This is a genomic window from Aequorivita sp. IT1183, assembly GCF_058068265.1.
In genome coordinates this window covers 159,433-184,394 of sequence record NZ_JBYRHS010000002.1, presented here as the reverse complement: position 1 = coordinate 184,394, position 24,962 = coordinate 159,433, and the positions used below count along the sequence as shown (strand labels likewise).

The window sequence follows — 24,962 nt, the reverse complement described above, 5'->3', positions numbered from 1 at the left end:
CCAAACCCAACTGTTTTATGAAAAGCATTTACTTTCTAACTTTCTCAATATTACTTCTCTTTAGTTGTAAGAATCAGCAAAAGGAAAACTCTGAAATTGCTTTAGATGAAGCACTTTCAGTTCAGAAATTCTCAGCACCGTCCTTCACTTTAGCCGAAGCCAATAAATTAATAAAGCTTCCGCTTCATTGCGTTGGTACAGCATATCCGTACAAACCTGGCGAAACGTTGGAAAGCGAAGCAGATTTAGTGGAGCCTATCGCTGTGCATCCTATATTTTATGGCTGTTTTGACTGGCATAGTGCGGTACACGGTTATTGGTCTATGGTAAGTTTGTTAAAGCAATTTCCAGAAATGGACAAGGCGAATGATGTTCGAAATTTACTCACACAAAAAATCACGACTGAAAATGTCGCAATTGAAGTTGCATTTTTTGAAAAGCCAATTAATAAATCTTTTGAAAGAACTTATGGCTGGGCGTGGCTATTGAAACTTTCTGAAGAACTTCACAATTGGAACGACCCGATGGCGCAAGAATTAGAGCAAAATCTAAAACCGTTAGCCGATATTATCGTGCTTCGTTATAAAGAATTTTTGCCAAAACTAAATTACCCAATCCGCGTTGGAGAGCACACTAATACTGCCTTCGGACTCACTTTGACTTTTGATTATGCCGAAGCTGTTGGCGATGTAGAATTGAAACAATTAATTGTAAAGCGTGCGCGCGATTTTTATTTCGAAGACGAAAACTGTCCGATAACTTGGGAACCCAGCGGTTACGATTTCCTTTCACCTTGTTTGGAAGAGGTTGATATTATGCGACGCATACTTTCTTCGGAAGAATTTATTAGTTGGATGGATTCCTTTTTACCGCAGCTGGCAGATGAAAATTATCATTTAAAAGTAGGGGAGGTGAGCGATCGCACCGATGGCAAACTCGTGCATTTGGATGGTCTTAATTTTAGTAGAGCTTGGGTTTTTTATGGCTTGGCGAAGCAATTTCCAAAATACAAACACCTTCAAAATTTAGCGAATGAACATTTGACATATTCATACTCAAATCTTGTGGGCGATAGTTATGAAGGCAGCCATTGGCTGGGTAGTTTCGCTATTTATGCTTTAAATACATTACATAAAAAGTAATTTAATGCGTGCGGTTTTCTTTTAAAAATTCTCGTCTAATTCCTTGTTGTAAAATTTCTGCAGTTAAGGTTTCGCCTTTTTCACTTAAAACTTTTAGGGAACAAAATTGAATGATATTCAGAATGTTTGAACCTGTGAGTTCATATTTTTTTGCAACAGCTTCCCAATCAATTTCTTTTGAAATTTCTAATTTTTCGGGAAGATTTGTCTTCCAAATATTTGCTCGTTCATTTGGTCCCGGCATCTCAAACGAAATAATGGATTGAAATCTGCGGGTGAAGGCTTCATCAATATTATCCTTAAAGTTTGATGCTAGAATAATCAATCCCGGATGTGCTTCCACACGTTGTAATAAATAAGAAACCTCTTGGTTTGCATATTTATCGTGCGCATCGCGAACATTGGTGCGTTTTCCAAAAATAGCATCAGCCTCATCAAAAAATAAAATCCAATCTTTATTTTCTGCTTTATTAAAAAGGTTAGAGAGATTCTTTTCGGTTTCACCAATGTATTTTGAAACTACTGTTGAAAGGTCAATTCTATAAACAGGTTTTTTTGTGTATTTGCCTAAAAGGCTCGCCGTTAGTGTTTTTCCGGTACCGGGTGGTCCGTGAAAAAGCACGCGATACCCAGCTTTTAAACGTTTACCCATTCCCCAATCGTTGAATAATTGGTCGTTGTGCTGAAGCCAAATTTCCAACTCTTGAATTTGCTGTAACGTTTTTTCACTTAAAATAAGATCGTTCCATTCCAATTGTGTTTCCAACTTTTCCGCTGGGAATTGAGTACTCAATTTGGGAGCGGGAACTTCGCCCGTCGTAAGTTTGTAAATAATTTCAGGTGAAAGAATTAATTTTCCACTCATCATCGGTTCTCCGGAAGGGACGGTTTCGAGATAGAGAATGTCTTTTTTATTGAACAAATGTTCTTCCGAAAAGAGATGCATGCATTGAATTCTTTGTGAGAAATTGGTCCCTCCCAAAATAAATAGGGCTGTTTCACCGGTGGGAAGAAATCCGCGATGATTTTGGCCTTTTACACCACCAAATTGCACAAAATCAGTTCCGCTCGGAAATTCTTTTGAAACCGTATCCTGTAAAAAGGAAGGCGAAAACGAAGGTGCTACTGCTAAAAGAAGCACTACAACTTCGGTTTTAGATAGGTTTTCTTCCTTCAAAAAACTACCCAATTTTGATTTTCCTAAATTCTTTAATTCAAGAATAGGCGCTTTTGTATCAAAATCGGCAGCGTTATTTCTGATTCGCCATAAAATTAGCGATTCTAAAAAATTAAATATTTGTTTTAGTTCTACTTCTTGTGCCTTTGCCATAAGTATGCTTTAAAAATTTGTAGTGAATAAACTTTGCTTTTATTTTAAATCTGTTTTTATGAAGCATCAATTTTAATGCATTCAATCTTCGAATGGATTTTGCCTTCAGGCAAATTTTTAATTATTTTATACTACTGTCTATTCATCAGGGGTTGTTTCAGAAGTTTCCACCTCAGCCTCACTAGTAACAGAACCTGATATGTGTACATCTTCTAAAACAATGGATCTATAGGACGAATTTGCACCAATGATAGAAGCAAAAATGGCATAACTTTCTGCATTCGTTAACGCACTGCCTCCAGGGTAGCTCGATTCAAACGAATAGGTATCACCAGAAAAACCTGAAAAGCTACTGTGAAAGCATTCGTGAAGAACCACCCCAGCCCGCAAATTTTCCAATAGTGGACTCCAACATTGGGTATTGAGGGTATACTCGCCGGAACCTGCAAAGGCACTTCCAAAAACCTCGGTGCCAATTCTACCAGTGGGGCAAGTAGCATTAAAACACATTGCAGTTTGCGAAGCTACATCCATATTTAAAAAATTATTACGAACCGTTGATGAGGCATTAAATAAGGCAACGAATTGGTCTGAAGTATACTCCGTAAAGGCTGAAGTTGGAATTTCAATCCTTAGATTTCTTGAAATTCGAAAATTTTCATCGAGCAGCTGAAAATTTCTGAAAATTTCGGGGCCAATTCTTGAAGGTCTACCAGATCGTGGAGCCCTTGTTCTTATTAATCTTTCATAATTTGAAAACCATTGCCTAGTAGCCGAAACCCACTGTGCAGCAGTTTCTTTAGCTAGTCTAATTTGTTCTTCAAAACCAGTGCACGCTTCAGCGGTAGCAGCTGTTTCTGCTTCTATTTGTAATTGTAGCGCATTGTTATTTTTCTGCGTATGTATACTTTTATTTATAGGTTCTACACCATTTTGCTGTAGGGTATGCGTAAGTTCGTGGGCCAATAAATGTTTTCCTTCCTTAGAGGCCGGATTGAATTTTCCTGCATTAAAGTAAATATTATTGCCACTGGTAAACGCCTGCGCTCCTAATCCTTGGCTTAGTTGAATGGAAGTGGAATCAGTATGTATTCTAACATTACTGAAATCCGTGCCAAAACCTTCTTCCATTTCCCTTTTTGAATTATCATTCAATGGACTTCCACTGCCATTATTGCTCTGAATAATTCCTTCTAAATTTGAAGGAGCAGAGTCTTGGTTTGCAGAAGTTTTTTTCTGGATGTTTTCTTCTTCTTCGCAGTTTTCACATTTTTTCTGAAGGTTTTCTTCTTCAATACCTGTGAGTTGGTCAACTGGAGTTATTGACTCTCCAAGAGTTTTTTGTTGTAATTGAGTGGCGGGGAAAAATGTGTTGGGAGCACTGTATTGGCCAATTTCGGAACGCTGGACAATTTTATCCGCAACCGCATCTGCTTCCTTTTCATAAGCGTCATCAGCCTTTCCGATTGACAATTTTTTTTGAATGGGAAAAAATGGCACATTACTTATTACAGTATTGGTACTATTAACTTTTGCCGAAGCGCTTGTATTTTTTTTGAATATTTTCATAACGTTCGTTTTACCATTCCACAAAAAGTATCTTTTCTTTCCAAGGAAGTTTTATAAAATGAATATTCCAAGGGAGTCTGTCCAGTAATATATCTAGCGTTTTTCGTTGAATGAAAAGATTTTGTTTTTCTTCTGAAACAGTGAGTTTACCTTCTCTTTGTAAAAATTCATTTTGAAGAATTTCAGTTGAATTACTATTTAACGCGGTCCAATGATTGAGCGCGGCCTCTAATAATATTTCGCACGCAAGTTTTTGCTCTTTTGTTAGTGAAATATGTCGATTCACAGGTTGGTGAGTAGGGACGTGGCAGAGAAATTTTTCGAATACTAGTTCGTGTTCGTACGGTTGTTCTTGGCCTGTGGCCAAATAATGTAAAGTGTGTAAAGCTTCATCTATTTTTTCTGGTTTAATATGTTTATCTGAAAGAAATTCCAGTCTTTGGAAAAACATTTTCAAAAATGGATGGAGCAGAATCAACCCCGCGTTTTTCACCAAAATGCCTTCATTTACCATTTTTTCAATTTTCACAGAAACTTCTGAATCTACCTTTTCCTGGGAATTTATAGCTTTTTTAGAATTTTGTGTCTCAGTAGAAATAGGTTTTTCGGATTCGTTTTTCACAAAATCATCGAGACTAATAGAAATCTTTAACCCAAAAATCTCGTTGAAAACACCTAATATTTTATCTGCATTTTTATAGGGAACTTTCTGCAAAATTCTTATAACCTTTTCCTCTTTGTGGTAAAGCGAATAGTACAAAACCGTTTCCCAAAATAGCACCCTATTTTCTTTCGGAATTCTATTTTCTGAGCTTACTGATAATGTAGCGCCATTTATTGTAGAAGCTAATTTAAACAGCTGCTTATCATCAAATTGATAAACCAATCTTTTTCGTACTTCTGGTCTTTCGAAAAGTGTTTTTAATTTTTTCGAGAATGCTTTGTGAGGTTCTAAATTTTGAAAAAAATCGTTCCAAAAATTTGATTTTTCTTCAAACCACCACGGCATTATACCATCTTCGATGAAGGAGAAAAATGCTTCTATTTCATTCTGTGCAGAAGTGGAGGTTTTTACACTATTTGTTTTACTTTCTATAATGGTTTCAATTTTTATTATATTTTTTAATTCCTTGATAATTAAAGGCTTTAAGTCAATCAGAGAACCATTTTCATCCATAGATATTTCTATTGAAAGCGTATCGAAACGAATAATATTTGAATTGTTTTTTTGAATAGAATTGAAATAAGTATTCATTTCTGGAAATATTTCTTCCTTAAAAAAAACATCCAAACTATCTTTTAGCTGCATACCAAAGTCAATGGAGGAGGTATTCACCCCAATTTTCACTTTTTTAATGATATTTTTATTTGCAACCATTTGTTATTTAGATTTTTAGACCTATATTTACATTTCGATTCAGAGATGAATTACTGGGTTGTTTGCAGTTAGTGCTTCGTTCTTTTATAGTTAGTACTTTAGTTCTTTCGCGAGGTTTTCTTTCGATGTTCTTTTGTCTTTCTTTAGTTCTTAGTTCCTTTCTTGTTAGACCCATAAGGGTATCATTCGGATTGTACAATTTTACCGACTGATACCCTTCTTTTTTTGCGCTATTTTCAGCGAGTTTCTCATAATCTTATCGCATTTTCACCCGTTGGTGTTCCAAAGTAGAAGTCGGCAACAGTCTTGTGTTTCGCAATTACTGCATCCAGAACTTGAGAATACCCAAGATTTGTTATGTAAATAGACAGTTTTGTTATTCCAGTTTCATTGTGAAGATATTTTCGCAGGTTTACAAATAGCACAATAACGTCGTGTGTATTTTTTCTGTTTCTTCTATGATGGTCCAGCATAAATTTATTCACCCAAGTGCCATTTACCCAATCGCCGTCTAAACGGAACTGAAGGTCTACGCCATTGCTTTGTGCCTGAAAATCCCTCTTAATATTTTGCACCAAATTTCGAGTCTCTTGTGGCAACATTTCTTGAGAAGTAATCATACGGGTTAATCCAGCTTGAGCTATCACGGGGTTTGAAATTAATCGTTCGGTTAACTTGCTCCATTTTGCCCACTTTTCATCGTATCTTCCGTAATCATCGTCTTTATTTACTGGAGCAATCTGAGCCTGCAGTTTTTGATAAAAAGATTCACGGTAGCTACGTAAATCGCGGCAGCGCATAGCATCTGGTCTAAACACCAAATTGTTTCGGAACATTCCGTTGTTGCTATAAGTGTAAATTGCATTATTATTCGCCATCGAAATTTCACGCAGTCGGATGATATAAGTATCTTCTTTGGCGCGGGTAATTACTAAACGCTTTTGGTTTTCATTAAAGTCAAATACCACTCCTTTATCAAACTTATTGTTTAAAGCTTCGGTTACGGCGTGGATTCTTCTCAAAAATATTTTTTCTAACGGAATTGTAATCGTGGTAGTTCTATTAATTATTGGTTCTCCATTAATTTTGTACTCAATTACCTGCAGCACATAATTTTGCGGCATTGGCTTGTTTCTACTTTGCTTTCCTTTTAGGCTTCGCGAAAGATTATTCATATATTTTAATGAACTTATCCACGGATAGGTACATTCCATCAAGGAACAGCATCCACCATTGGTAGCATTATTTACTTTGGTTGCAAGACAGAAATCTGCCATAACCTGTTCTTTTTCTGAAACAATTACAAATGTGCCACCTTTTGGAACCCCTGCTTTATGAACGATAGACGGGTTTTCTCGAATAAAGGAAGTAAATGCCTGCGCATCTCTTTGAAGATCAAAAAGCAAACAATCAAAATCTAAGGCATGCGTGGTTTTCAGATTGTTGATGGTATTGCGACTGTCTTGCGCGGCACGCCCCAAATGGCCTTCAATTCTATAAAAATCGTTACAATCCAATTCAAAGTTTAATGGGTTTTTAACCCAACTATTTGGCGCTAGATTTTCTTTGTGATAGCTTAAATTATAACGTTGTTTGTAGTTTTCGGTTTTATTGAAATCCCACGCAGTTAACATTTCGGCATCCGTTTCATAATAAATTGGAATCGCTTTTTCGCCTAAATTACCGCATGTTTTTGATGGGGTAATATCAAGCTCTTTTTCATCGGAAAGGTTGAAATTGTCCAAAATAACAACCAAACGATACATCAAACTTTTCGCCATTTTTATATACTTTGCGTATTCGCTATTTGTGGGCGAATGATAAAAATCGTGGCGTAATTCAGGATAAATCTCTTCCGAAGTAAGCATACCGAGCAACAAATGCTTCGGAAATGCTTCAATATTTGGGCAGCATTCGGTTTTTAATTTCAACAGTATTTCAGCCAACTCATTATAAGTATCGCTGATGTCGCGCACCAAATCATATCGATACTGAACTTTTTCACTTTTATTGAAATCATCCAGATTATTAATTTGATTCAAAACGGTATTTGAAGTACCATCTTTAATATCCAAAATTTCTGAAAAACCTTGAAACAATTGCTCAAGTGCAGTGTGCAAAGGTTTTTTTGTTGAACTAATTACCGCTTTGTACGCAGCGGCTAATTTTGAATAGGAATTGGAATTGCTGTCATTCAATATTACTTTTGGTACGGCGGTTTGCGGCAGATTCGTAAAGGCTTCATAAACATCGTGTTTGGTGAAAATACCATCTTTTGGGTTTACAATATTCTCAACATCTTCCCTGTTAATAAGGAGTACTCGGAGATTTTGAATGTTTGGCTGCCCTTGATTATCGCAATTTGTAGTTGTGCAGATATCTGCTTCTTTTGGGTAACATTCCAGATAGAGCACCACAACTTTGTTATTTAACAATTGTGAGTTGATAGGGAGAGGACCTTCTTCCACATCTACTTTTTCCTGCGGAATTAATTCCCACAAATCAATGGCGTTGTTATCACTTTTGAAATGTTTGTATTTTGCTTTATCATCCTCAAAATCGCGAAAATGCGAATATTTTATATTTTCCAAAACAATAGAAGTCTCAGAAGAATCTTTTATATTTTTCTGAAGCTTTAAAAGGTCGCCATCGGTAGTAACACCGCAACCTTGGGTAATTGTTACAAGCGTTTTTTGATTGTTAACCGAAACCTTAAAACCACAGGCCACGCCAACACCCACAAGGCATACGCGCGTAAGTCGGTCTTGATCCTCAAAATATTCTATAAATTCGTTTAGCTGCCCGGAGGTCAGTACTTGATCGTCCACGAAGGAGCGGTACTGTGGAGTTATTTCCAATAATTTAGTGCTCATAACTTTGGTATTTAAAGTTTCCCCAGGTTGGTCCTGCCTAGGATAATATCTTGTTGTTCTTCATCGTCATCGCAATCGTGGAGTGTGCCCTGCGTGTAAATTGTATGCAGGCTGCTCATAATTTTAATGAATCGTTTCAATTTTGAGTTGGGTTGTTTTTGGCCCATATCGGTTTTGGTGAGTAACCAATCTTTGTAGGCTTCTTCAAGCTCCACCATTTCGTTTTCTTCACCTTTGGTGTCGTAACTTTTTGGATAGCCAATCCAGCAGATTTTCGCCATAATGTGAGCCGGAAGTTCTTTTTGAATTAAATTTTCTAAAAATCTTCTGAAATCAACATTGCTATAACGCTCGGTCCAGCCCGGCAACACAATTGAAACTCGAAAAGAATAAGGATCAATACCTTCACAGCCTTCGCAATTTTCCGTACAGATTGGTAGAAAAGTGTTCTCTGGAGCGGTATTTATCGTTACATCGGGGCGAAGTAAAATATGTTCAATTACATACATTCCTTCGTTAAAATCGAGTGTTTTGATAAATTGAACTGTCTGCGCAATTGCAGTTTCAGCTGCCAATTGTGTTGAAAAACTAGAAATTTTCCGCGCAATTACATGGTCTTCGTCTTTTGGGTCTGGAACATTTGGATTAGTAAGATTGAAATAAAACTTACTAGCTTTGTTTACCTTTATTTCATAGTTTTCAGCAAATTGTCCGTAGTTTTTTATGTCCAAAATTTCTTTGTAAAGCGAAGCTAAATTGTGGTAATGTTTACTAGATGACGAAAGGATATTTTTGTTTTTACTTCGAAAACGGAAGCGGTATTCAATAACTCCGTCGGTGTCAATTTCCTCATAAATCTCCAAAGGATCGTCAGAAAAATTTCTTCGGAAAAAATTTGGGTTGCCGCTCAAAAGTGCAATTCGCTTTTGAAATGCTGAAACATTTCCCGTGTCCCACAAATCTTCTGCTTCCTGCTCGTAATAATTAAAACTCAGCGGACGCTCACAGCCTATCATATTATATTGCTGCAGAAAACGCTCTTTGGTCTTAATAACTGCAGCATCTGTATTGTTGCCGTATAATTGCTTCATCAAAAAAGCATATTCACTAAAGTTTTCTGCAAAACGGGAAAGTAAATGATCAAGAATTTGATTTCTGCGCACCACTTTATCATCAAGGTCTGAAAACAAAAGGTCGGTTATATTTTCATCGGTGGTATAATTGGCCGAGACCAATTCCGAAAGATCTTTTACATTTTCAACCGCTTGAGTGAAATAACTTTTATCCAATTCGCCATTTATTGAAAATATATCTTTCACATTTTTAAGATGCGCAAAGTAACTTGCGAAGATTTGATCAAAGAATAATAAATAGGCTTTCAATTGTTTTACTTTGGCACGGTCCGCAGTAGTCGCTGTGCTTTTCACTCCCAGTTCACCAACGCCGTAAACCTCCGGAAAATCATTTTGGATAGAACTGTAATCACCCACGCCAGAATATCCGCCAACAGGCAATTCTAAGGATTTTTTTTGTGAGGCGATATCGAGAATATTTGCTTCAATTTCATCGTAAATAGCTTTCAAATAATCATCAACCGCCTTTTTATTTATGTTTAGCGGAAGAAACCCTTTGTAATAGCTGAATGAACTTTTGTCGCAACGTTTCGGCTTTTTACCGGCTGGAATGCACAGGTTCCAGATTTTTTTGGTTTCGGGTTTGCCGTCGCAATTGTTGATTGTAATATCGCGGATAACGTCAATACCCTCAATTTTTTGGATTAAATCTATCAAATCTGTCAACCGCACTTCTCTTCGAAGCTCGGTTTTCTTCAATTCTTTACTATCTATAAAACCATTATTTAGCAACGGTCCGTTAAAAATTTCATCAGTTTTGTAACCTTTCGCCAGCATTTCCTTCAACGAATAGAAGCGGAGGGAAGGTGAAAGATATTCGTCAATGGTATATAATATTTGGGCTTGTACTTTGTCTTCGTCGGCTTCAGGTTTTAGCTCTATAATGGCACAAACTGCTACGGGATGGTTTTCAACTTCATCGATGCCAACAACGTCTTCACAAAGATTTCTATGCGCGTGATAAATAGTTCTCACTTCTTTTTTCAGCCGTTTTATTTCATTTTTTTGCTTTGTCTCCGTATTAAAAAGTTCTATGTCTAATTCATCAAATTCAATTAAAACATCGTACAATCCATTTAAAATAAATTCCTTTTTATACTTATCCTGTATATTAAATGGTTTATACGATAACTTATTTTCTTTACAATTGGCAAAAACTTTCTTTTCGTGCTTTTTCAGCCAAGCGTTTTTAACACCTTCAATGTCAACGAATAGTTTGCGATAATCTAGCGCTGTTACAGGTTTTATGGGCAGTGCATTTTCAGCTGTTAGAAATTGTTCGTTTAAAAAACTGGGATCATTTTCTTCGGCCAAAATATTTTCCAACGGAAGAGATAGACGGGCGCCCAAATCGGTAATTGCGTAACATAAAACCTCCAAAGTGGTGATTCCGGGATCGTGCGCGTTGTAGTCCGTCCACAATTCGCTACCCAAAGCTTCGATATACTCAATCCCTTTTTTCCGAAGAAAATCAAAGTCGAGATCGTCCAAGCTGGAAGTATTCTTCGCAATGGAGCTATATGTTTTTACGGAAGACATACCGTGGGGTTTTTAGGGGTTTGAACACTACATTTTGATTGGACCGGCGTTACAAAATGTTTTTTTGCCGACACTAAAATTGCTTTCGGGCTTGATGGCAAAACATTTGTTTTTTCAACATATGCAGCTGTTACCGAGATTCTGTGTTTCACAATTACATCTTCTAAAAAGTCAATGTAAGGCTGGTTTTCTAAATAGGAAATAAGTTTGTTTTTGTGAAAAGACACTCCAAAATTCAACACAGCAGTTTCAGAAAATGCCCAAGGGGATAGATATTTTTTAATGTCTTCTTCCAATTGTTTTGTATAAAAATTTTCGTCGAAACCAACATTGAATTTTACGCTAAGCGAGACCTCAACTTCTTCATAATTTGGGTTGATTATTTCTGCCGAAACAAAAAATGTATTCAGCTCGTTTATGTAATTCTGAATTTCGTTGCGCTTTGCAGTGCTCAATCGTGGCTGAAAAATATCGAAGGCATTGTTATTTTGAATATCCGGAATCACAACTACGGTTACATTTCCAGGGTTGTGATAATCTTCTTTTTTAGTGTGATTTAGGCACTTCACTTTATAAACTTCAGGAAATTTTTCAAGAATTAAATGTTCGTAATCCCATAAGGAAATGGCACGATCGCGATGACGAATTCGCTCACTTACACGGCGATAGTAACTTTCATCACTTTCCTCAGGATGCCCCCCAAATGAATTATAGGGCTGAGTTACCGTTTTAATTGCTGAATCGCGCTCCGTTAGTTTGCTAATTACGCCAGCGGGCAAACCATTTATTAAATGAGAAAGCTCGTTGCCATTGTCTTCAAAAGTGGCAGTTATAACTTGAGCGTGTATATTGATAAATCGGCAAACAATGTCGAAATGCTTGGGACTTTTCGCTCTAAGCCAAACCAATCCCGAAGGTAGTAGTGTGTTAGTATTTGTGGCTTCCCGGGGAATAGTAATTGTTACGATTCCTGTTTTTAAGAAATTATCCGTCGTGTTTCCTATTAGATATTCACTTGAAAGTTCCATCCACGAATTATCTGAAAGCACCGCCCATGAAACCTTTTCAGTGGAAGTGAAACTTTCGGATAAAGGGTTTTCGGTACCTTCCAATAATTGAAACAAAAGCTGAACTTGTTGAAGTGCTTCGGTATTTTCAAGGCCTATATAAAGTTCGCCACCCGCACAGTACGTTGGTAATAAAGTTTTGGAAGTTGCGGCTTGCCCGAAAGGATGCTCGTGAAAAAGCATTATTTTTTCGAGATTGGCGGTTTGCGAAGTTCCAAATACAACTTCTTGGCTGGCAGTATAAGACAATTCAATTTTTTCAATAATAGGAGTGTAGGGCTCATTTGGGAGCACGGTATCTTCTTCGGTCGTAAGCGCTAGTGCATATACTTTTGGGAACAAAGCGTGCAAGAACGATTGATTTAAAGACAGTTTTATGGGGCCGTTTTTACCGGTAGTATAATTCGCATTATTGAGGGAAAGATTAGTTTCAAAAATACTTCCATTTTTGGTGAAAAGCGGAAAAGTATTATTTACACTAACATGGTTTTCATTATTTTCAACCGAAACTTTTGCCTTAAAATAATCGTTTCCGGTAACGTAAAGATTACTTGGACTTACAGTTGGGCCGAAAGTTAATCCAGCCGGTTTTGCATATACTTTGGTTCCTACATTAAAGTTGTAATACAGAGTTTTATAATACAGATTTGGCGAGAGATTAAAATTATTTTCGTCTCTTCGGTAGGCTATATAATGATTTTTAAAGTCGTTCGGAGTGTTTAGCCACGAGGCGTGAATTGATAGCGTGTCCCATTTTTTATTAAATGCTTCCGAATAATCAATATAAAATGCGGAGCGTTCCATTGGTTGTGTACCGAAGGGATAGAAAGGCTTATCGGCCGCTAGATTACCGAAATCGTTTTTTAACTGAAGTTTTTCAGCTTCGGAAACAGATACTTTTACAGTTACCTTTTTTACTTTTTTCTGAAATAATTCGGTATATAAACTATAACCTTCACTAAACTCAGGTTGTTTAGTTTTCAGCAGAAACCGAAATATTGGTTGATCTGTTTCAAAATTTTCTTTGTGAATTTCTTTGTTATAAGAAACAATAGCTTTTTCGGTTTTATCGATTTTTACACAAAGCTGAACCACTTTATTTCCAATCGTTGAAGTAAATCCATCCGCTGACGCTGTAATTTTAAAGGGCCCCAACCATCCTTTTTCACCCGTAGCGTAAACTTCTATACAATTAATAATTTGTGCAATATTGAAAACTTGAATCGATTTTTCAAGATTAAAAATTGTTTGAATAATACGTACGCCCTCAGCCAAATTAAGCGTTGGGGCAGCAATTGCAAAACCAAGATTTGGTGTTTGTAAAGGCAAGCTGGGCTTGAAATGGGAAGGATAACCAAACGGCAACCAATTAGCGTCGGTTTTAAAGGATTCACCTTTGCCATCTGCTGAATTTACTACTGCTGCGGCAAAAAGCCCATTAAGCTCATTAGGGTTTAAATTATTCGTTTTTCTATGGTGATAAACACTTTTTAAAGCCGCAACCTTAGCTTTGTTTAACACCACTTCTTTATCCGTTGCATATTGAAGTCGTTTTCCATCAGCATCTTTTCCAGCTTCAAGAAGCGTTTGCTCTTCTACTTTAGTACTTGATATGTTCTTAGCCAATTCAAAAATTAGATGAACACTATCAGCAACCGGAGCCTTTTTGTCTATTTGAAGTATTTCATTGTAATAAAAATCGAGATGTCTTTTTGTAAGTGCATTAAAGCGTGTTTTCGAAATTTCCATCAACTTCAAAAAACATACAAATAGTGTAAGGTGCGGGGAGAGACTGTTTGAGGTTTCAGCATTAGCGAGAAATACTGCGATTTCTTCTTTTTTAATAAAAAACGATTCCCAATTTCCAGCGGGCACAGTTTCATTTTCTATAGAAAAATAATTTACTTCCTTGGCAAAATTATAAGCAAACTCCATCCAAGCTTCAGTAGAAAAATCATTCAGTTTTAGATTTTCTGGAAGCATGGCGTTAAGAGACCTTTGGGTTTGTTCGGTGCCCTTATGGTTTATTAGGAATTTATTTTCGCAGTCTTTTGCCATAATTTTTAAACTTCTGTGCCTTCCGTTTTATAGAAAGGGAAGACCATATTTGCTCGAGAGTTTGTTATGCGTACTATGTATTCTATGTTTATTAATATTTCACCATTTAATTCATTTGTGGTGTCTAGTGTTATTTTTTGAGTATCAATTCTCGGTTCGTAATAGAGAATTGCAGAGGTTATTAATTCTTTTATATAGGTTTTAAGCGTTACATCCAAAGGTTGAAAAAGCAGTTCTTCTAAGTTACAGCCGTAATTTGGGAGCATAATGCGCTCGCCCAATCTTGTTGACAACAGAATCTCTAGACTTTTATTAATGTCTACGACGCCAGTGGTTGTAACCAATTGGCCTGTTTTTTTGTCGAAATGAGGAGGAAAGCTCCAACCTTCGCCTAAAAATGTTTCGGTATTCATAATTATTTATTTTTCTATTATTTATTGGGACATCTTTTCTGTCTCAGTCTTATAATATTTTGAAAATCTTGCTTGACTCAATTTCTTATCCACCAATCAACACAGTGAAATCTCCTAAAACTATGCTTCCTCCGTGTGCGGTACTGTCTCCCATACGTGCTGCGGGCATTCCGCCAATTAACACTGTAGCAGATCCCATAATAATGGAGTCTGGCGGTCCGGCACAGGTTGCCATATCGCCAACTTTAGCAGCGGGAATTCCGCCAATAAGTACCGTCGGTTCCCCAGGTGGTAATATAGGTCCACCAACGTGCGGACTTCCGTTTGGGTTCGTCATCGGACAGATGTGCATATCAGTTATTCGTGCTGCTGCGGGCATATTTCTAATTTTTATTGTTTTTCCGTTTTTATCTACATTTTATAAAACCTACAAGGTTTTTAAACCTTGCAGGAAGTTCAAAAGTCCCCCTTCGGGGTATTAGGGGGTCTAATTTATCTGTACTAAAGACCCTTTCAAAACTGCGATGGCGTTGGTTGAAACTTCAGCGCCGGCGCTGCCTTCTGCTTTAAATTGTGCGTCGGCTTTTAGATTAATATTCACTGCTTCTATATTGCAATCGCCAGTTGCTTTTATACTGAAATCGCTTCCGCTTTCCAAAGCAATTCCGCTGTCATCCATTGTTATAATATTTCTATTTTCATCTTCTATTTTAATAACTCCCGCGTCTTCATCTATTATTACTTTCTTTCCACCCGGGGTTTCAATAGTGATAGATTTTTTATCATCGTTGAAAATTAATTTCATCTCGCTACGGGTAATAAATCCTTTTTCGTGATTGTCGTCCGAAGCCTTAATTGGTGAAGGTTTTGCGCTACTGTGAAGCATTCCAAGAATTACGGCGTGGTTTGGGTCATCATTTAAAAAACCAACAATTACCTCATCGCCAATTTCAGGAAGGAAGACCGATCCGCGATTATTTCCAGCATCTAAAGTTGCAACACGCATCCAAATACCTTGTTCGTCTTTATTTATTATTGGTATTTTCACTAAAATTCTATCTTCCTCATCGGGGTCTGATTCTAATTGCGAAACTACCCCAATTTGCAAACCACTAACTGCAGGAATAATACCCGATGCGGGTAATTCTGAAACGTCATAAGTTTCGCTAAACCATTCTGGATTTATACCGAATTCGGCATCTACTGTCCAATTGCCGTCTACTATTTCGTGACGAACGGCACTAATAAATATTTTTCCGTTGAAGCGATCGCCTACACCTTCCAACTTCAACATTGTTCCGGGTTTTGCGTTTGCAATTCCCTGAAACTTCACTCTTCCACGGGTTTTTGAGAGTTGTTGAAATAAATTTTTTGCATCACTCCATTGCTGAAGTTGCGTTGAATTATAGTTTCCTCCGTGTTTTAATTCTAGGTCGTCAAGATCTATTACTTCAGCTAAATCTGAAACTGAGATATTTCCATTTAAAGAAAGATTTGGATCGGCAGCTTCGGTCTCTACTATTTCTTGATCGGATGGATTCCATCCGAAAGCAGTTATAGAATTAAACTGATTTCGAGCGTCCATTTCTGCATCAAAATCTAACAGAGTAGCGCCGAAGGCAACGGTTTCAATTTCGGTTTGTGAAAGATCTGGTTTAGCGATGCTGATCTTTCCGTCATCAACCACGCAGATCTGACCATTAAATTGAGCACGGGTCATAATAAAATCCCAATCCGAAGTTCGATATTGCACCAGTTCTTTATTAACATACGAAGTAGCTTCAAGGTCGCTTTGCAAGCTGTATTTCCCTATAATTTCTTCAATAATAGTACTGTCTTCGTTGTTGTGATAAAAATTACTTTTTCTGCCGATTGTCATTTTTACAGCTTCGTCCCTACATTCAACAATTAAAACAGAAGAATTTTCACGAATTTTAATACTGTGTTTTATAATTATTCCAACAAAAATGGTTTCCTCGTCACCGTGGTAACCTGCTTTAATTTCAATCTTATTTCCGGGAATAAGCGAATCTTCTTCACTTAAACTGAAGTTTTGAGAAGCTGCATCGCCATCAACAAAAACAAGTTGCGCAAAGGGAATTCTATTTATTTCTTTTTCTACCGAAATACTTTTTACTTGATTGACAGCAGAAAGTTCCGTGCCTTCAATAAGTATTTTGAAGCTCACTAAATCTGCGCTGCGCGCGGTTTCTATTGTTCTGCTATTATTCATTTATGAAACTTTTTCTATGGGTGGAAATATAATTTGTTGTCCGGGCTGCAGTCTTCTAAAATTCACAAGATTATTAGCAGCTGCCACTTCTAAATAATATTTTGAATCGCCATAAATTCTGAAAGTCATAAGTGGAAGGGTGTCACCTTCTTTAACCATCCGAACATGTGTTAAATCTGGCGAGTTGTTATTTTCGCGGGCAACACGCAAATTGTCTTCAACCACTCCTTTAAAACTAGCAGTAACCACGGCTCGTAGCGGCACGCCTTCGGGCGAAAAAAGTTTGTATTCAATAGACATTTCGGCTAAAACCCCTTTAAATAGTAGCGTTCCCCATCCTATCATTAAATAATTGGGTTTGTGCTCATCGCCATTATAATCGAAAACTATTTTTTTGAATTTTTCAATATCTTCGACTATGCCATCTCCCAATTTATTGTCTTGTCCTTTAATTATACCTGTGCGGTCAAAAAGAAACTGTAGATCTAAATCCTCGGGAACGGAGCGTAAATATTTGGGTTGTGTAGCGCTTGTACCTTGGCCCTGAGCTTCGGTGTATTCTATTTTATATTTAAACGTATATTTTTCTGGGTTCAACAACGAAGTAAATTCGCCATCGCCCACTTTTTCGGTAAACTTATCGTCTTTGAAGCCAATTATTTTCAGCTTTTTTAGTTCGCCTTTCATTATCGTTCTTTTTTTCTAGAATCAATTCGCATTACTTCTTCCAAACAAGTTTTCACAATTGCATCCGCCTTTGCTCCAGGATTTTTACTAGGAGAGGCGTTGGTCTGCTCGGTTCCGTTCACATTTATTTTTATGTGCAGTTCTTTAATTTCTATTGGCATTTTATACGAGTGTAAAATAATTATATGCTAATTCTATGGTTTCAATCATCACTTTGCTTTCTTCGGCATTTAGTTCAGCAACCTCCCATTTTACGGGGTAAGCGTGTACTACATTCCAAGTTACAAGTGGTTCATGTTCTTCATTCAGTAATTTCACGGTAAGATCTACTGGTTCAAACTGAAAACTCTCAATAGCGTTCCGACACCATTTTATGAGTTCGGAATCTGTTACCATGCCACGTTTTAAAACGAGGTTTGGAAATTTAGATCGTATCGGGAATTTATGTTTGAATCTGTTTTCGCCTCCTTCTGCAAATTCTTCGGTTTCAATATCTACAGATAATCCTAATACGGATTGGAACTGAACGTCCTTATCCTGTGAAGAAATACCGTTAAATTCAACCTTAAAATGAAAGCTTACCGGAGGATATATCGTGCTCATTAATCACCGTTTTGAATTGATAGACCTTCGTGTGCAATTTCTAAAGTTTCAATAGCGGTTTCATTGCCATCACCTTTTAAATCTGTAGACTGAACTTTTATTGGAAAAGCATTTTTTACTTTCCAAACCATTACGGGCGCGTGTTCCTCATTCAACAAAGAAATTGTAATGTCACGACGTTCAATGGTGTTTAGACTAACCGTGTTCCACCATTGATAAAACTCATTATCGTTTGCAAACGATCCGCGCTTTAAAGTGATGTTACTGTATTTCTGCATCCCCGGCATTTTAATTTTGCTGTATTCTGGGCTTGCACCGTGACGGTATTCTATTAATTCGGTTTCTACATCTAGTCCGCTGACTTCGGTAAAACCTATGTTTGTTCCTCCCCAGTCAACTGAGAAATGAAACTTTACTAATGGATATGTATTGGCCATCTTGCTATGTTTTAAGTTATTGAATAATTACTCTATTAAACTGCTTACTGCGGCTGAAAACTGCCGACTTTATTTAAGCTTCCTGCATTTTATGTGAAAACTTGAGCACTATAAATTCTGCTGGACGTACTGCGGCCATTCCTATTTCAATATTCATGATTCCGTTTAGAATATCGTCTGCCGTCATAGTTTCGCCTAAACCAACCCGCACGTAAAAAGCTTGTTCGGGTTTGGCTCCTGCCAATGCTCCAGCACGCCATTGAAGAATTAAGAAATTCTCAATCATAGCGCGTATTTTTACCCAAGTATTTGCATCGTTGGGTTCAAAGACAAATTGTGAAGATGCTTTCTCTACAGATTCTTCAACCATATTGAAAAAACGACGAACTGGAACGTATTTCCACTCGTTGTCGTTACCAGCAAGTGTGCGCGCTCCCCAAACCAAAATACCTTTCCCAGTAAATGACCGAATGGCATTAATAGATTTTCCAGAGACATGAATATTTAAATCTTGTTGCGCCTCGTGTGTAATTTTAATAGAGGGTTCTACGGCTGCACTAACAGATTCATTTGCAGGCGCTTTCCAAACGCCACGATTACTATCTACACGAGCGTAGATTCCAGCCATTGCGCTGCTAGGCGGAAGCGTTACATACTGCTTTTCCAGCTCGGTTTTTATTTTATTGTAAAGTATTAAGTTGAAATCACTATCCAGACTATCTGCAAGTTCGTCAAGTTTTTTTGTGTCATAAATACCCGTAGAAACTGTGTTTGTTTCGTCGGTTATACTGTGAGCCAATGTTATAGCTGCATCGGCGTAAGCATAGCTATAAACCGTCTTTAAGAAAGGATGATAGGCGGCACCGTATTTTAATAAATCTACACCATTACCCAAAGATGCCGTGTTGCGTATATTATCGCTATTGTTTGCGAATGAATCAATTATAACAAAGCGATCTTTCAGCTTTTGAGACTGCATCAAAGCTTTATTTATGAGTGAATAGTAACTATCTGCAGTCGAAACAGCCATTGCATCTGGAAAGACATATAATGTAGGTTCGTCAAATTTTTCAAATTCATTCAAACCACCAACAAGTGCCACTTGGCTTACAGTGCCACCCGTATAGTCTCCAACTGAACAGATGTAGCAAGGCCCACCACCGTTATCAAAATACATACGCATGGCGTAATACATCAAAAAAGGACTTGAAGTAGGCATGGCTACACTAAACTGTTGAGACAAAAGCTTAATTGGCGGTCCGCTGTTGATAGTATCTTTAATGGTTACTGTAATTGCGGCTTCATTTTGAGCTTTGCCAAAATATGTTTCATATTCTAAAAGCGAAACAATGCGTTTTGGTTTATTACGAACCGAAGTTTCACTTAATTCTGTGTAGCCTGTAAAGGCTGGGATTGCTGTTTCCACTTGTGCCACCGATGGTGGAAATTTCGATATTTCCTCCACATAAACCCCGGGTGTTTTGTACGTAGTTGCCATAGTTTTTGTTATTGATTAATATAAATTTCTGAAATGGTCTTGATTATATTTCCACCACCATCTTTTTCAAAGATGAGACGTGAAGGGGAAGCTGAGGGACGCTCTTGGCCACCAAAACTGTACCCAATAATGCCATTTTTAGTCAGCGGCAATTTTGTGGGATTCGTGGAATGAAGCAGGCTACTATTAACTGCACTGCGGTAATTCCAAATAGTTTTGCGGTTTTTAATTTGAATTTTAAAAATTTTGGGGCTTGCTGGTATTGTTCCATTTACATTCAGAATGTTTCGGGCACGACCGTCAAAAGGAATGGTGTCGTCTCCGCTCATTTGTAATGAAATGATGCCGAAGAGTCCTATTTTTTCTTTTTCTGAAAGGCCTTTGCTTATTTCACTATAGCTAGTTTGATTTATAGTGAAATTTTCTACGGGTAGGGTAGTGGCTTCTAAATCAATATATTTAAAAGAAACTCCTTCCGAAACGGGTTTTGTATTTGAGAAGAAATATGGAATTGATGGTTTCGAATTCACTGTTGAGTAATTTTCAAAAAGTGAATCCTTCACATAAATTAGAAAGTTGAATACGGTAGTTTGCGAAAGATTTACAAAAGGTTTATAAGTGCCGGAGTTAGGGGCAGTTTCTTCCGCTTTAGCGTAAATAGTAAATCCAACGGGTAATGTTTTAAAAACGATTTTATTCCCTTTAAATATTTCCTGCGTTTCTTCCGAAGGAATTAGTTGACAGAAATCCTCAAAATTATATTTGGCCAGTTGTATTTCTTTTAAGCCTAAATTACTATCAAAAACGGTACTGCCATTATCCAAAAAATAATGATGGTAAAGGTTTACATTAAACAGAACACGATATGTTGTAGTGAAACTCATTAAGTTATATTGTTTAAGGTGCCGGCAACTACAGTAATTGGTGTGCCTTTTTCAAAGAGAGCATTGCTTTCAATTTTCACAACACTTACTTTATAGAGAACAGACGGCAGCGCTTTACCACCCAATGTTCCCCAGATATAATTTAGCTGCTCAAATGTTGGCGTGTAGAGTTCAGTTATAAAGCGGAATTCCGTAATATTATCTAATGCGGGAATTATTGGATTTAAAGGAGTATTAATTTGAGTGAATATTTTTTTGGACTGAAAAAATTCAATAATGAAAGAAATGGAAGAAAGCGAGTTTGTGTAAGTGCTTCTGTTAGCAGAAAAGAGTGCGTAAATATTTAAATTAACGGGAGGATTTCTATAAATAGTTTCTCCATTTTTAAATTTTACGTTAGGGTTGTTTTTAAGTGTTGCTTCTTCTTCAATATTTAAAAGTGAAAGCACCACTTTGTCATTCATCGTGTTTACTTCTGGATCGTCATATTTCGACACGTTTTCCAAAACCACTAAACTTGCGTCACCCGTTTTTTGTTCCAAATATTTTGAAACCTGATCTTTTAAAATTTCTAGTGTCTCGTAAATCATGAGCGAGAAGTATTAACTTTAATTTAACACATGCAATATAAACAATTATAACGCACTATGCAACAGTATTTTACCTGAGCAGCTAAAGGTTTAGCCTGAATTTGCTATAGGAAAAACCCTTTTCAGCTATAGGAAAATTCTGATAGCCACGGGGGATTTTCCCTGAATATTATAACTATAAAGTGCTGCTTTGATTGTTTTTACTACATTCGTTGGTAATTAACCAAAAACCAATTTCAATTATGTCAAAACCAAAAAATTGTATCACCGTAGACAAAGCAAAACAATTACAGGAAAACTGGGTAACTACGCGCGCAATGGATATTGAACGCGCTATGGGCTCAATAGACACTCGTGAGTTTCTTTTCAGTCTAACCGAAATGCAGCAGTTTCTAGACTATGTACGGGAACAATCTAAATTACAGGATATTATGAACCCTGGTATTCGTATTTATTTTGGAGCGTATGATAATGTTAATGCAAATAAGGCTACTTGCTTTTTAGCCCCAACAATTAATACAGCCCAAGATTCTCCAAATAATTATAAAATTGAACCATTAAATACAGTTGTAGGTGGATGGCCTCCAAACGTTTATTAATTTTCAATGGAGATTTTATCTTCACATCTAGCTTGAAGATTTCTTATTTTTAAAACTGTTTTTTCCAATTTTTCAACTTTGGAAGAAATAATTAATGGACCAATTTATTTACTTTCAAATTCACTATTTATTTTAAGAAACTATTGTAAATGACCGCAGTAATTGTAGCAAATGCATTGGAATTATTAGCTTTTATAGCTTCTTTTATTTATTATAAAAAAAATAAATCAAGGCCAAATTTTTACTTAACCCTTTTTCTTTTCATTACCATATGTGTAGAAATTTTGGGCTGGTACAGTGTTTTCACTGTAGATTACGGGTATCTATCTTTTTTAAAAGGCGGAATATTTGAAAAAAATTATTGGATTTATAACTTATACGGTATTGTAAGTTATCTTTTTTATATCAATTATTTTAAATGGTATTTAACGTCGAAGAAGTCTGTTGTATTTCTCAATATACTATCCTTAATTTTTATGGTAGTATGTGTATTCGAAATTATATTTACTAAGGAGTTTTTCGATATATTTTTGCCTGTTTTTCGTTTATTTGGAACGTTATTAGTTTTCATTAGCATCGCTCTGTACTATTTAGAATTACTTAAGAGCGATCAAATATTAAGTGTGCAAAGGAGTTTGCCATTTTATATATCTGTTGGGGCTTTGTTTTTTCACTTATGCACTACCCCTTTATTTATTTATAGTTCATATTTCAGCAATTCTGTTGACCCAAGCTTTGTCAAATTGTATAAGCCGATTATCTTTGGATGTAATTATTTTTTATACGCTACTTATATTGTAGGATTTTTAATATGCTATCAGAAAGAGAACCCTTACTTCCCCAAGAAAAATTATTAATAGTTTACATTGTCGTAATGCTATTGTTATTTACGATTTTTGCCATATTTTTTGTTGTAGCATTTCAACGCCGAAAAAATAAATTTCTTAAAGAACGGTTCGAAGCTGAACAAATGTACCAACGAGAACTTGCCGATTCACAAATAGAAATTCAGGAACAAACGCTCAAAAATATAGCTTGGGAATTACACGATAATGTTGGTCAGTTACTTTCTGTGGCAAATATACAGTTGAATGTTATGATGAATTCGGCCCCACTTTCCCTTCACGGGCAAATACAGGAAACAAAAAAATTAGTACAAGATACTGTTCAAGAAATACGTTCGCTTTCAAAAGTACTCAACAACGATGTAATATTAAAGAACGGACTACTGGCATCATTACAAGTAGAATTGGACAGATTTAAGCGTTTGGGGTATTTAGATGCAACCTTGAAAATTACGGGCGATATAATTCCAATTAACAATGCAAACGAAATTATAATATTTCGAATTTTACAGGAATTCCTTTCAAACGTTTTGAAACACGCTAGAGCTTCAAAATTATTCGTACATTTAGATTATAAAGAACAATCCCTCAATATCTTAGCTGTTGATGATGGAGTAGGTTTTAATACTTCAGCAAAAACAGATAGTTCTGGAATGGAGACAATGAAAGGTCGCGCACAACTCATTGACGCAGAATATTCTATAACATCAGAGATAGGCGAGGGTACTCAATTAAATTTGAGGTATCCCTATAAAAAAGCACAATGAAGTCCGACCACAAAAATACTGTTGTAATTGTTGATGATCACTCGCTTCTTGCACGTTCGTTAGCCAAGCTAATTAACTCATTTCCGAATTTCAGCGTTCTCTTTATTGCTAAAAACGGAATGGAACTGCAGACAGAAATGGCGGATAGAGAAATTTTGCCCGAAATAATTCTGCTCGATATTAATATGCCAATTATGGACGGTTTCGAAACTTTAGATTGGCTCGGCGTAAGTCATCCAGATATAAAAGTGCTTGCACTTTCAATGGAAGACGATGAGCAAACTATTCTAAAAATGCTGAGAAAAGGTGCAAATGGTTATTTATTGAAAGACATTCACCCAGAAATTTTGAACGAGGCACTAATAGAATTACTACAAAAAGGGTATTATCATTCTGAAAAAGTAGCCGAAACATTACTTCATTCACTCACCCCAGACGAAGATGGAAGAATGTTAGATTTTAAGGAAAACGAACTCACGTTTATGAAATTAGCCTGTTCGGAAATGACTTATAAAGAAATAGCAGATGTTATGGATTTGAGTCCAAAAACCATCGATGGTTATCGGCAGGACTTGTTTAAGCGGCTTAATATAAAAAATAGGGTAGGTTTGGTTATTTATGCTTTGAAAAAGAATTTAATTAAAATCTAATTGCAAGCATTCCAAATAGAATCATCGGGAGTGGGTGCTTCTAAACTGACGGTTTCTTTCTGCACAGGATGCATAAGTTTCAGTTTTTTGGCGTGAAGATGAATGCTGCCATCGGGATTGCTTCGATCAGAACCATATTTTAAATCGCCTTTTATAAAACATCCAATAGCAGAAAGTTGTGACCTAATTTGATGGTGTCTTCCGGTTTCCAACACTACTTCCAATAAATAATAATTGTCTAGTTTTTTCAGAAGTTTATAATGAAGAATAGCTTCTTTACTGTCTGGCACTTCTTTAATATGCGCGTAGGACTTATTCTGTTTGGGATTCCTTTTTAAAAAATGAATTAAAGTATCCTCCGTTTTAGGCGGTACATTTTTAACTACAGCCCAATATATTTTTTCGGTTTCCCTTTCAGAAAACATTTTATTCAGCCGCGCTAAGGCTTTTGAAGTTCGTGCAAAGATAACAATGCCACTCGTGGGTCGGTCCAATCTGTGAACCACGCCTAGAAATACTGCACCTGGTTTATCGTACTTTTCGGCTATGTATTCTTTTACAACTTCGGAAAGAGGGGCGTCACCCGTTTTATCGCCCTGCACAATATCGCCAGGACGTTTGTTAACAACAATTAAATGATTGTCTTCAAACAAAACCTGAAGATTGT

21 protein-coding genes are annotated in these 24,962 nt (G+C 36.6%); 4 read left to right on the top strand and 17 right to left on the bottom strand.

Annotation, left to right across the window (positions count from 1 at the left end; all coding sequences use genetic code 11):
- Positions 1-17: 17 nt before the first annotated feature.
- Complete coding sequence (locus AC3RVF_RS03630) at positions 18-1,142, top strand: DUF2891 domain-containing protein (protein WP_489691071.1); 1,125 nt, start codon at positions 18-20, stop codon at positions 1,140-1,142.
- A gap of 1 nt (position 1,143) precedes the next feature.
- On the opposite strand, the gene AC3RVF_RS03625 is transcribed toward AC3RVF_RS03630, so the two are convergent.
- The 16 genes from AC3RVF_RS03625 to AC3RVF_RS03550 form a co-directional block, all read right to left on the bottom strand.
- On the bottom strand, positions 1,144-2,472 hold the full coding sequence (locus tag AC3RVF_RS03625) for an ATP-binding protein (RefSeq protein WP_489692784.1): 1,329 nt from the start codon (positions 2,470-2,472) through the stop codon (positions 1,144-1,146).
- A 138-nt stretch (positions 2,473-2,610) separates the two neighbouring features.
- Positions 2,611-4,041 (bottom strand): eCIS core domain-containing protein, encoded by a 1,431-nt coding sequence (locus tag AC3RVF_RS03620; protein ID WP_489692783.1) that lies wholly within the window; start codon positions 4,039-4,041, stop codon positions 2,611-2,613.
- A gap of 10 nt (positions 4,042-4,051) precedes the next feature.
- On the bottom strand, positions 4,052-5,419 hold the full coding sequence (locus tag AC3RVF_RS03615; protein WP_489692782.1) for a contractile injection system tape measure protein: 1,368 nt from the start codon (positions 5,417-5,419) through the stop codon (positions 4,052-4,054).
- Between the two features lie 248 nt (positions 5,420-5,667).
- The gene (locus tag AC3RVF_RS03610) at positions 5,668-8,292 is read right to left on the bottom strand and encodes a hypothetical protein (protein ID WP_489692781.1); all 2,625 of its coding nucleotides are present in this window, start codon (positions 8,290-8,292) and stop codon (positions 5,668-5,670) included.
- An 11-nt stretch (positions 8,293-8,303) separates the two neighbouring features.
- Positions 8,304-10,964 carry a hypothetical protein gene (locus AC3RVF_RS03605; RefSeq protein WP_489691076.1) on the bottom strand — a complete coding sequence of 887 codons (2,661 nt, stop codon included), beginning with the start codon at positions 10,962-10,964 and terminating at the stop codon, positions 8,304-8,306.
- Positions 10,952-14,089 carry a baseplate J/gp47 family protein gene (locus AC3RVF_RS03600; protein ID WP_489692780.1) on the bottom strand — a complete coding sequence of 1,046 codons (3,138 nt, stop codon included), beginning with the start codon at positions 14,087-14,089 and terminating at the stop codon, positions 10,952-10,954. Before AC3RVF_RS03600 ends, AC3RVF_RS03605 begins: the two co-directional genes overlap by 13 nt.
- Before the next feature lie 5 nt (positions 14,090-14,094).
- Positions 14,095-14,502 carry a GPW/gp25 family protein gene (locus AC3RVF_RS03595; RefSeq protein ID WP_489691078.1) on the bottom strand — a complete coding sequence of 136 codons (408 nt, stop codon included), beginning with the start codon at positions 14,500-14,502 and terminating at the stop codon, positions 14,095-14,097.
- 85 nt (positions 14,503-14,587) lie between these two features.
- Complete coding sequence (locus tag AC3RVF_RS03590) at positions 14,588-14,881, bottom strand: PAAR domain-containing protein (RefSeq protein WP_489692779.1); 294 nt, start codon at positions 14,879-14,881, stop codon at positions 14,588-14,590.
- A gap of 108 nt (positions 14,882-14,989) precedes the next feature.
- On the bottom strand, positions 14,990-16,735 hold the full coding sequence (gene vgrG, locus AC3RVF_RS03585) for a type VI secretion system tip protein VgrG (RefSeq protein ID WP_489692778.1): 1,746 nt from the start codon (positions 16,733-16,735) through the stop codon (positions 14,990-14,992).
- Positions 16,736-17,422, bottom strand: coding sequence for a CIS tube protein (locus tag AC3RVF_RS03580; RefSeq protein ID WP_489692777.1), 687 nt, complete (start codon positions 17,420-17,422; stop codon positions 16,736-16,738).
- Positions 17,422-17,583 (bottom strand): DUF5908 family protein, encoded by a 162-nt coding sequence (locus AC3RVF_RS03575; RefSeq protein WP_489692776.1) that lies wholly within the window; start codon positions 17,581-17,583, stop codon positions 17,422-17,424. The genes AC3RVF_RS03580 and AC3RVF_RS03575 overlap by 1 nt, the downstream gene beginning before the upstream one ends.
- A 1-nt stretch (position 17,584) precedes the next feature.
- The gene (locus AC3RVF_RS03570) at positions 17,585-18,025 is read right to left on the bottom strand and encodes a phage tail protein (RefSeq protein WP_489692775.1); all 441 of its coding nucleotides are present in this window, start codon (positions 18,023-18,025) and stop codon (positions 17,585-17,587) included.
- A complete protein-coding gene (locus tag AC3RVF_RS03565; RefSeq protein WP_489691084.1) occupies positions 18,025-18,462 on the bottom strand; it encodes a phage tail protein in 438 nt (145 codons plus the stop codon). Before AC3RVF_RS03565 ends, AC3RVF_RS03570 begins: the two co-directional genes overlap by 1 nt.
- Before the next feature lie 73 nt (positions 18,463-18,535).
- Complete coding sequence (locus tag AC3RVF_RS03560; RefSeq protein ID WP_489691085.1) at positions 18,536-19,960, bottom strand: phage tail sheath family protein; 1,425 nt, start codon at positions 19,958-19,960, stop codon at positions 18,536-18,538.
- Positions 19,961-19,968: 8 nt separating this feature from the next.
- Positions 19,969-20,844 (bottom strand): hypothetical protein, encoded by an 876-nt coding sequence (locus tag AC3RVF_RS03555; protein ID WP_489692774.1) that lies wholly within the window; start codon positions 20,842-20,844, stop codon positions 19,969-19,971.
- On the bottom strand, positions 20,844-21,434 hold the full coding sequence (locus AC3RVF_RS03550; RefSeq protein ID WP_489691087.1) for a Pvc16 family protein: 591 nt from the start codon (positions 21,432-21,434) through the stop codon (positions 20,844-20,846). The genes AC3RVF_RS03555 and AC3RVF_RS03550 overlap by 1 nt, the downstream gene beginning before the upstream one ends.
- 242 nt (positions 21,435-21,676) lie before the next feature.
- Between AC3RVF_RS03550 and AC3RVF_RS03545 the strand changes: the two genes are divergently transcribed.
- The 3 genes from AC3RVF_RS03545 (at position 21,677) to AC3RVF_RS03535 (ending at position 24,295) form a co-directional block, all read left to right on the top strand.
- Entirely contained in the window at positions 21,677-22,033 is a 357-nt protein-coding gene (locus AC3RVF_RS03545; RefSeq protein WP_489691088.1) for a hypothetical protein, read from the top strand.
- Between the two features lie 970 nt (positions 22,034-23,003).
- Positions 23,004-23,645 carry a sensor histidine kinase gene (locus AC3RVF_RS03540; RefSeq protein WP_489692773.1) on the top strand — a complete coding sequence of 214 codons (642 nt, stop codon included), beginning with the start codon at positions 23,004-23,006 and terminating at the stop codon, positions 23,643-23,645.
- Complete coding sequence (locus AC3RVF_RS03535) at positions 23,642-24,295, top strand: response regulator (RefSeq protein WP_489692772.1); 654 nt, start codon at positions 23,642-23,644, stop codon at positions 24,293-24,295. Before AC3RVF_RS03540 ends, AC3RVF_RS03535 begins: the two co-directional genes overlap by 4 nt.
- Here the strand turns inward: AC3RVF_RS03535 and AC3RVF_RS03530 are convergent.
- Complete coding sequence (locus AC3RVF_RS03530) at positions 24,292-24,948, bottom strand: RluA family pseudouridine synthase (protein ID WP_489691091.1); 657 nt, start codon at positions 24,946-24,948, stop codon at positions 24,292-24,294. The two genes, AC3RVF_RS03535 and AC3RVF_RS03530, sit on opposite strands and share 4 nt — an antisense overlap.
- Between the last annotated feature and the right edge of the window lie 14 nt (positions 24,949-24,962).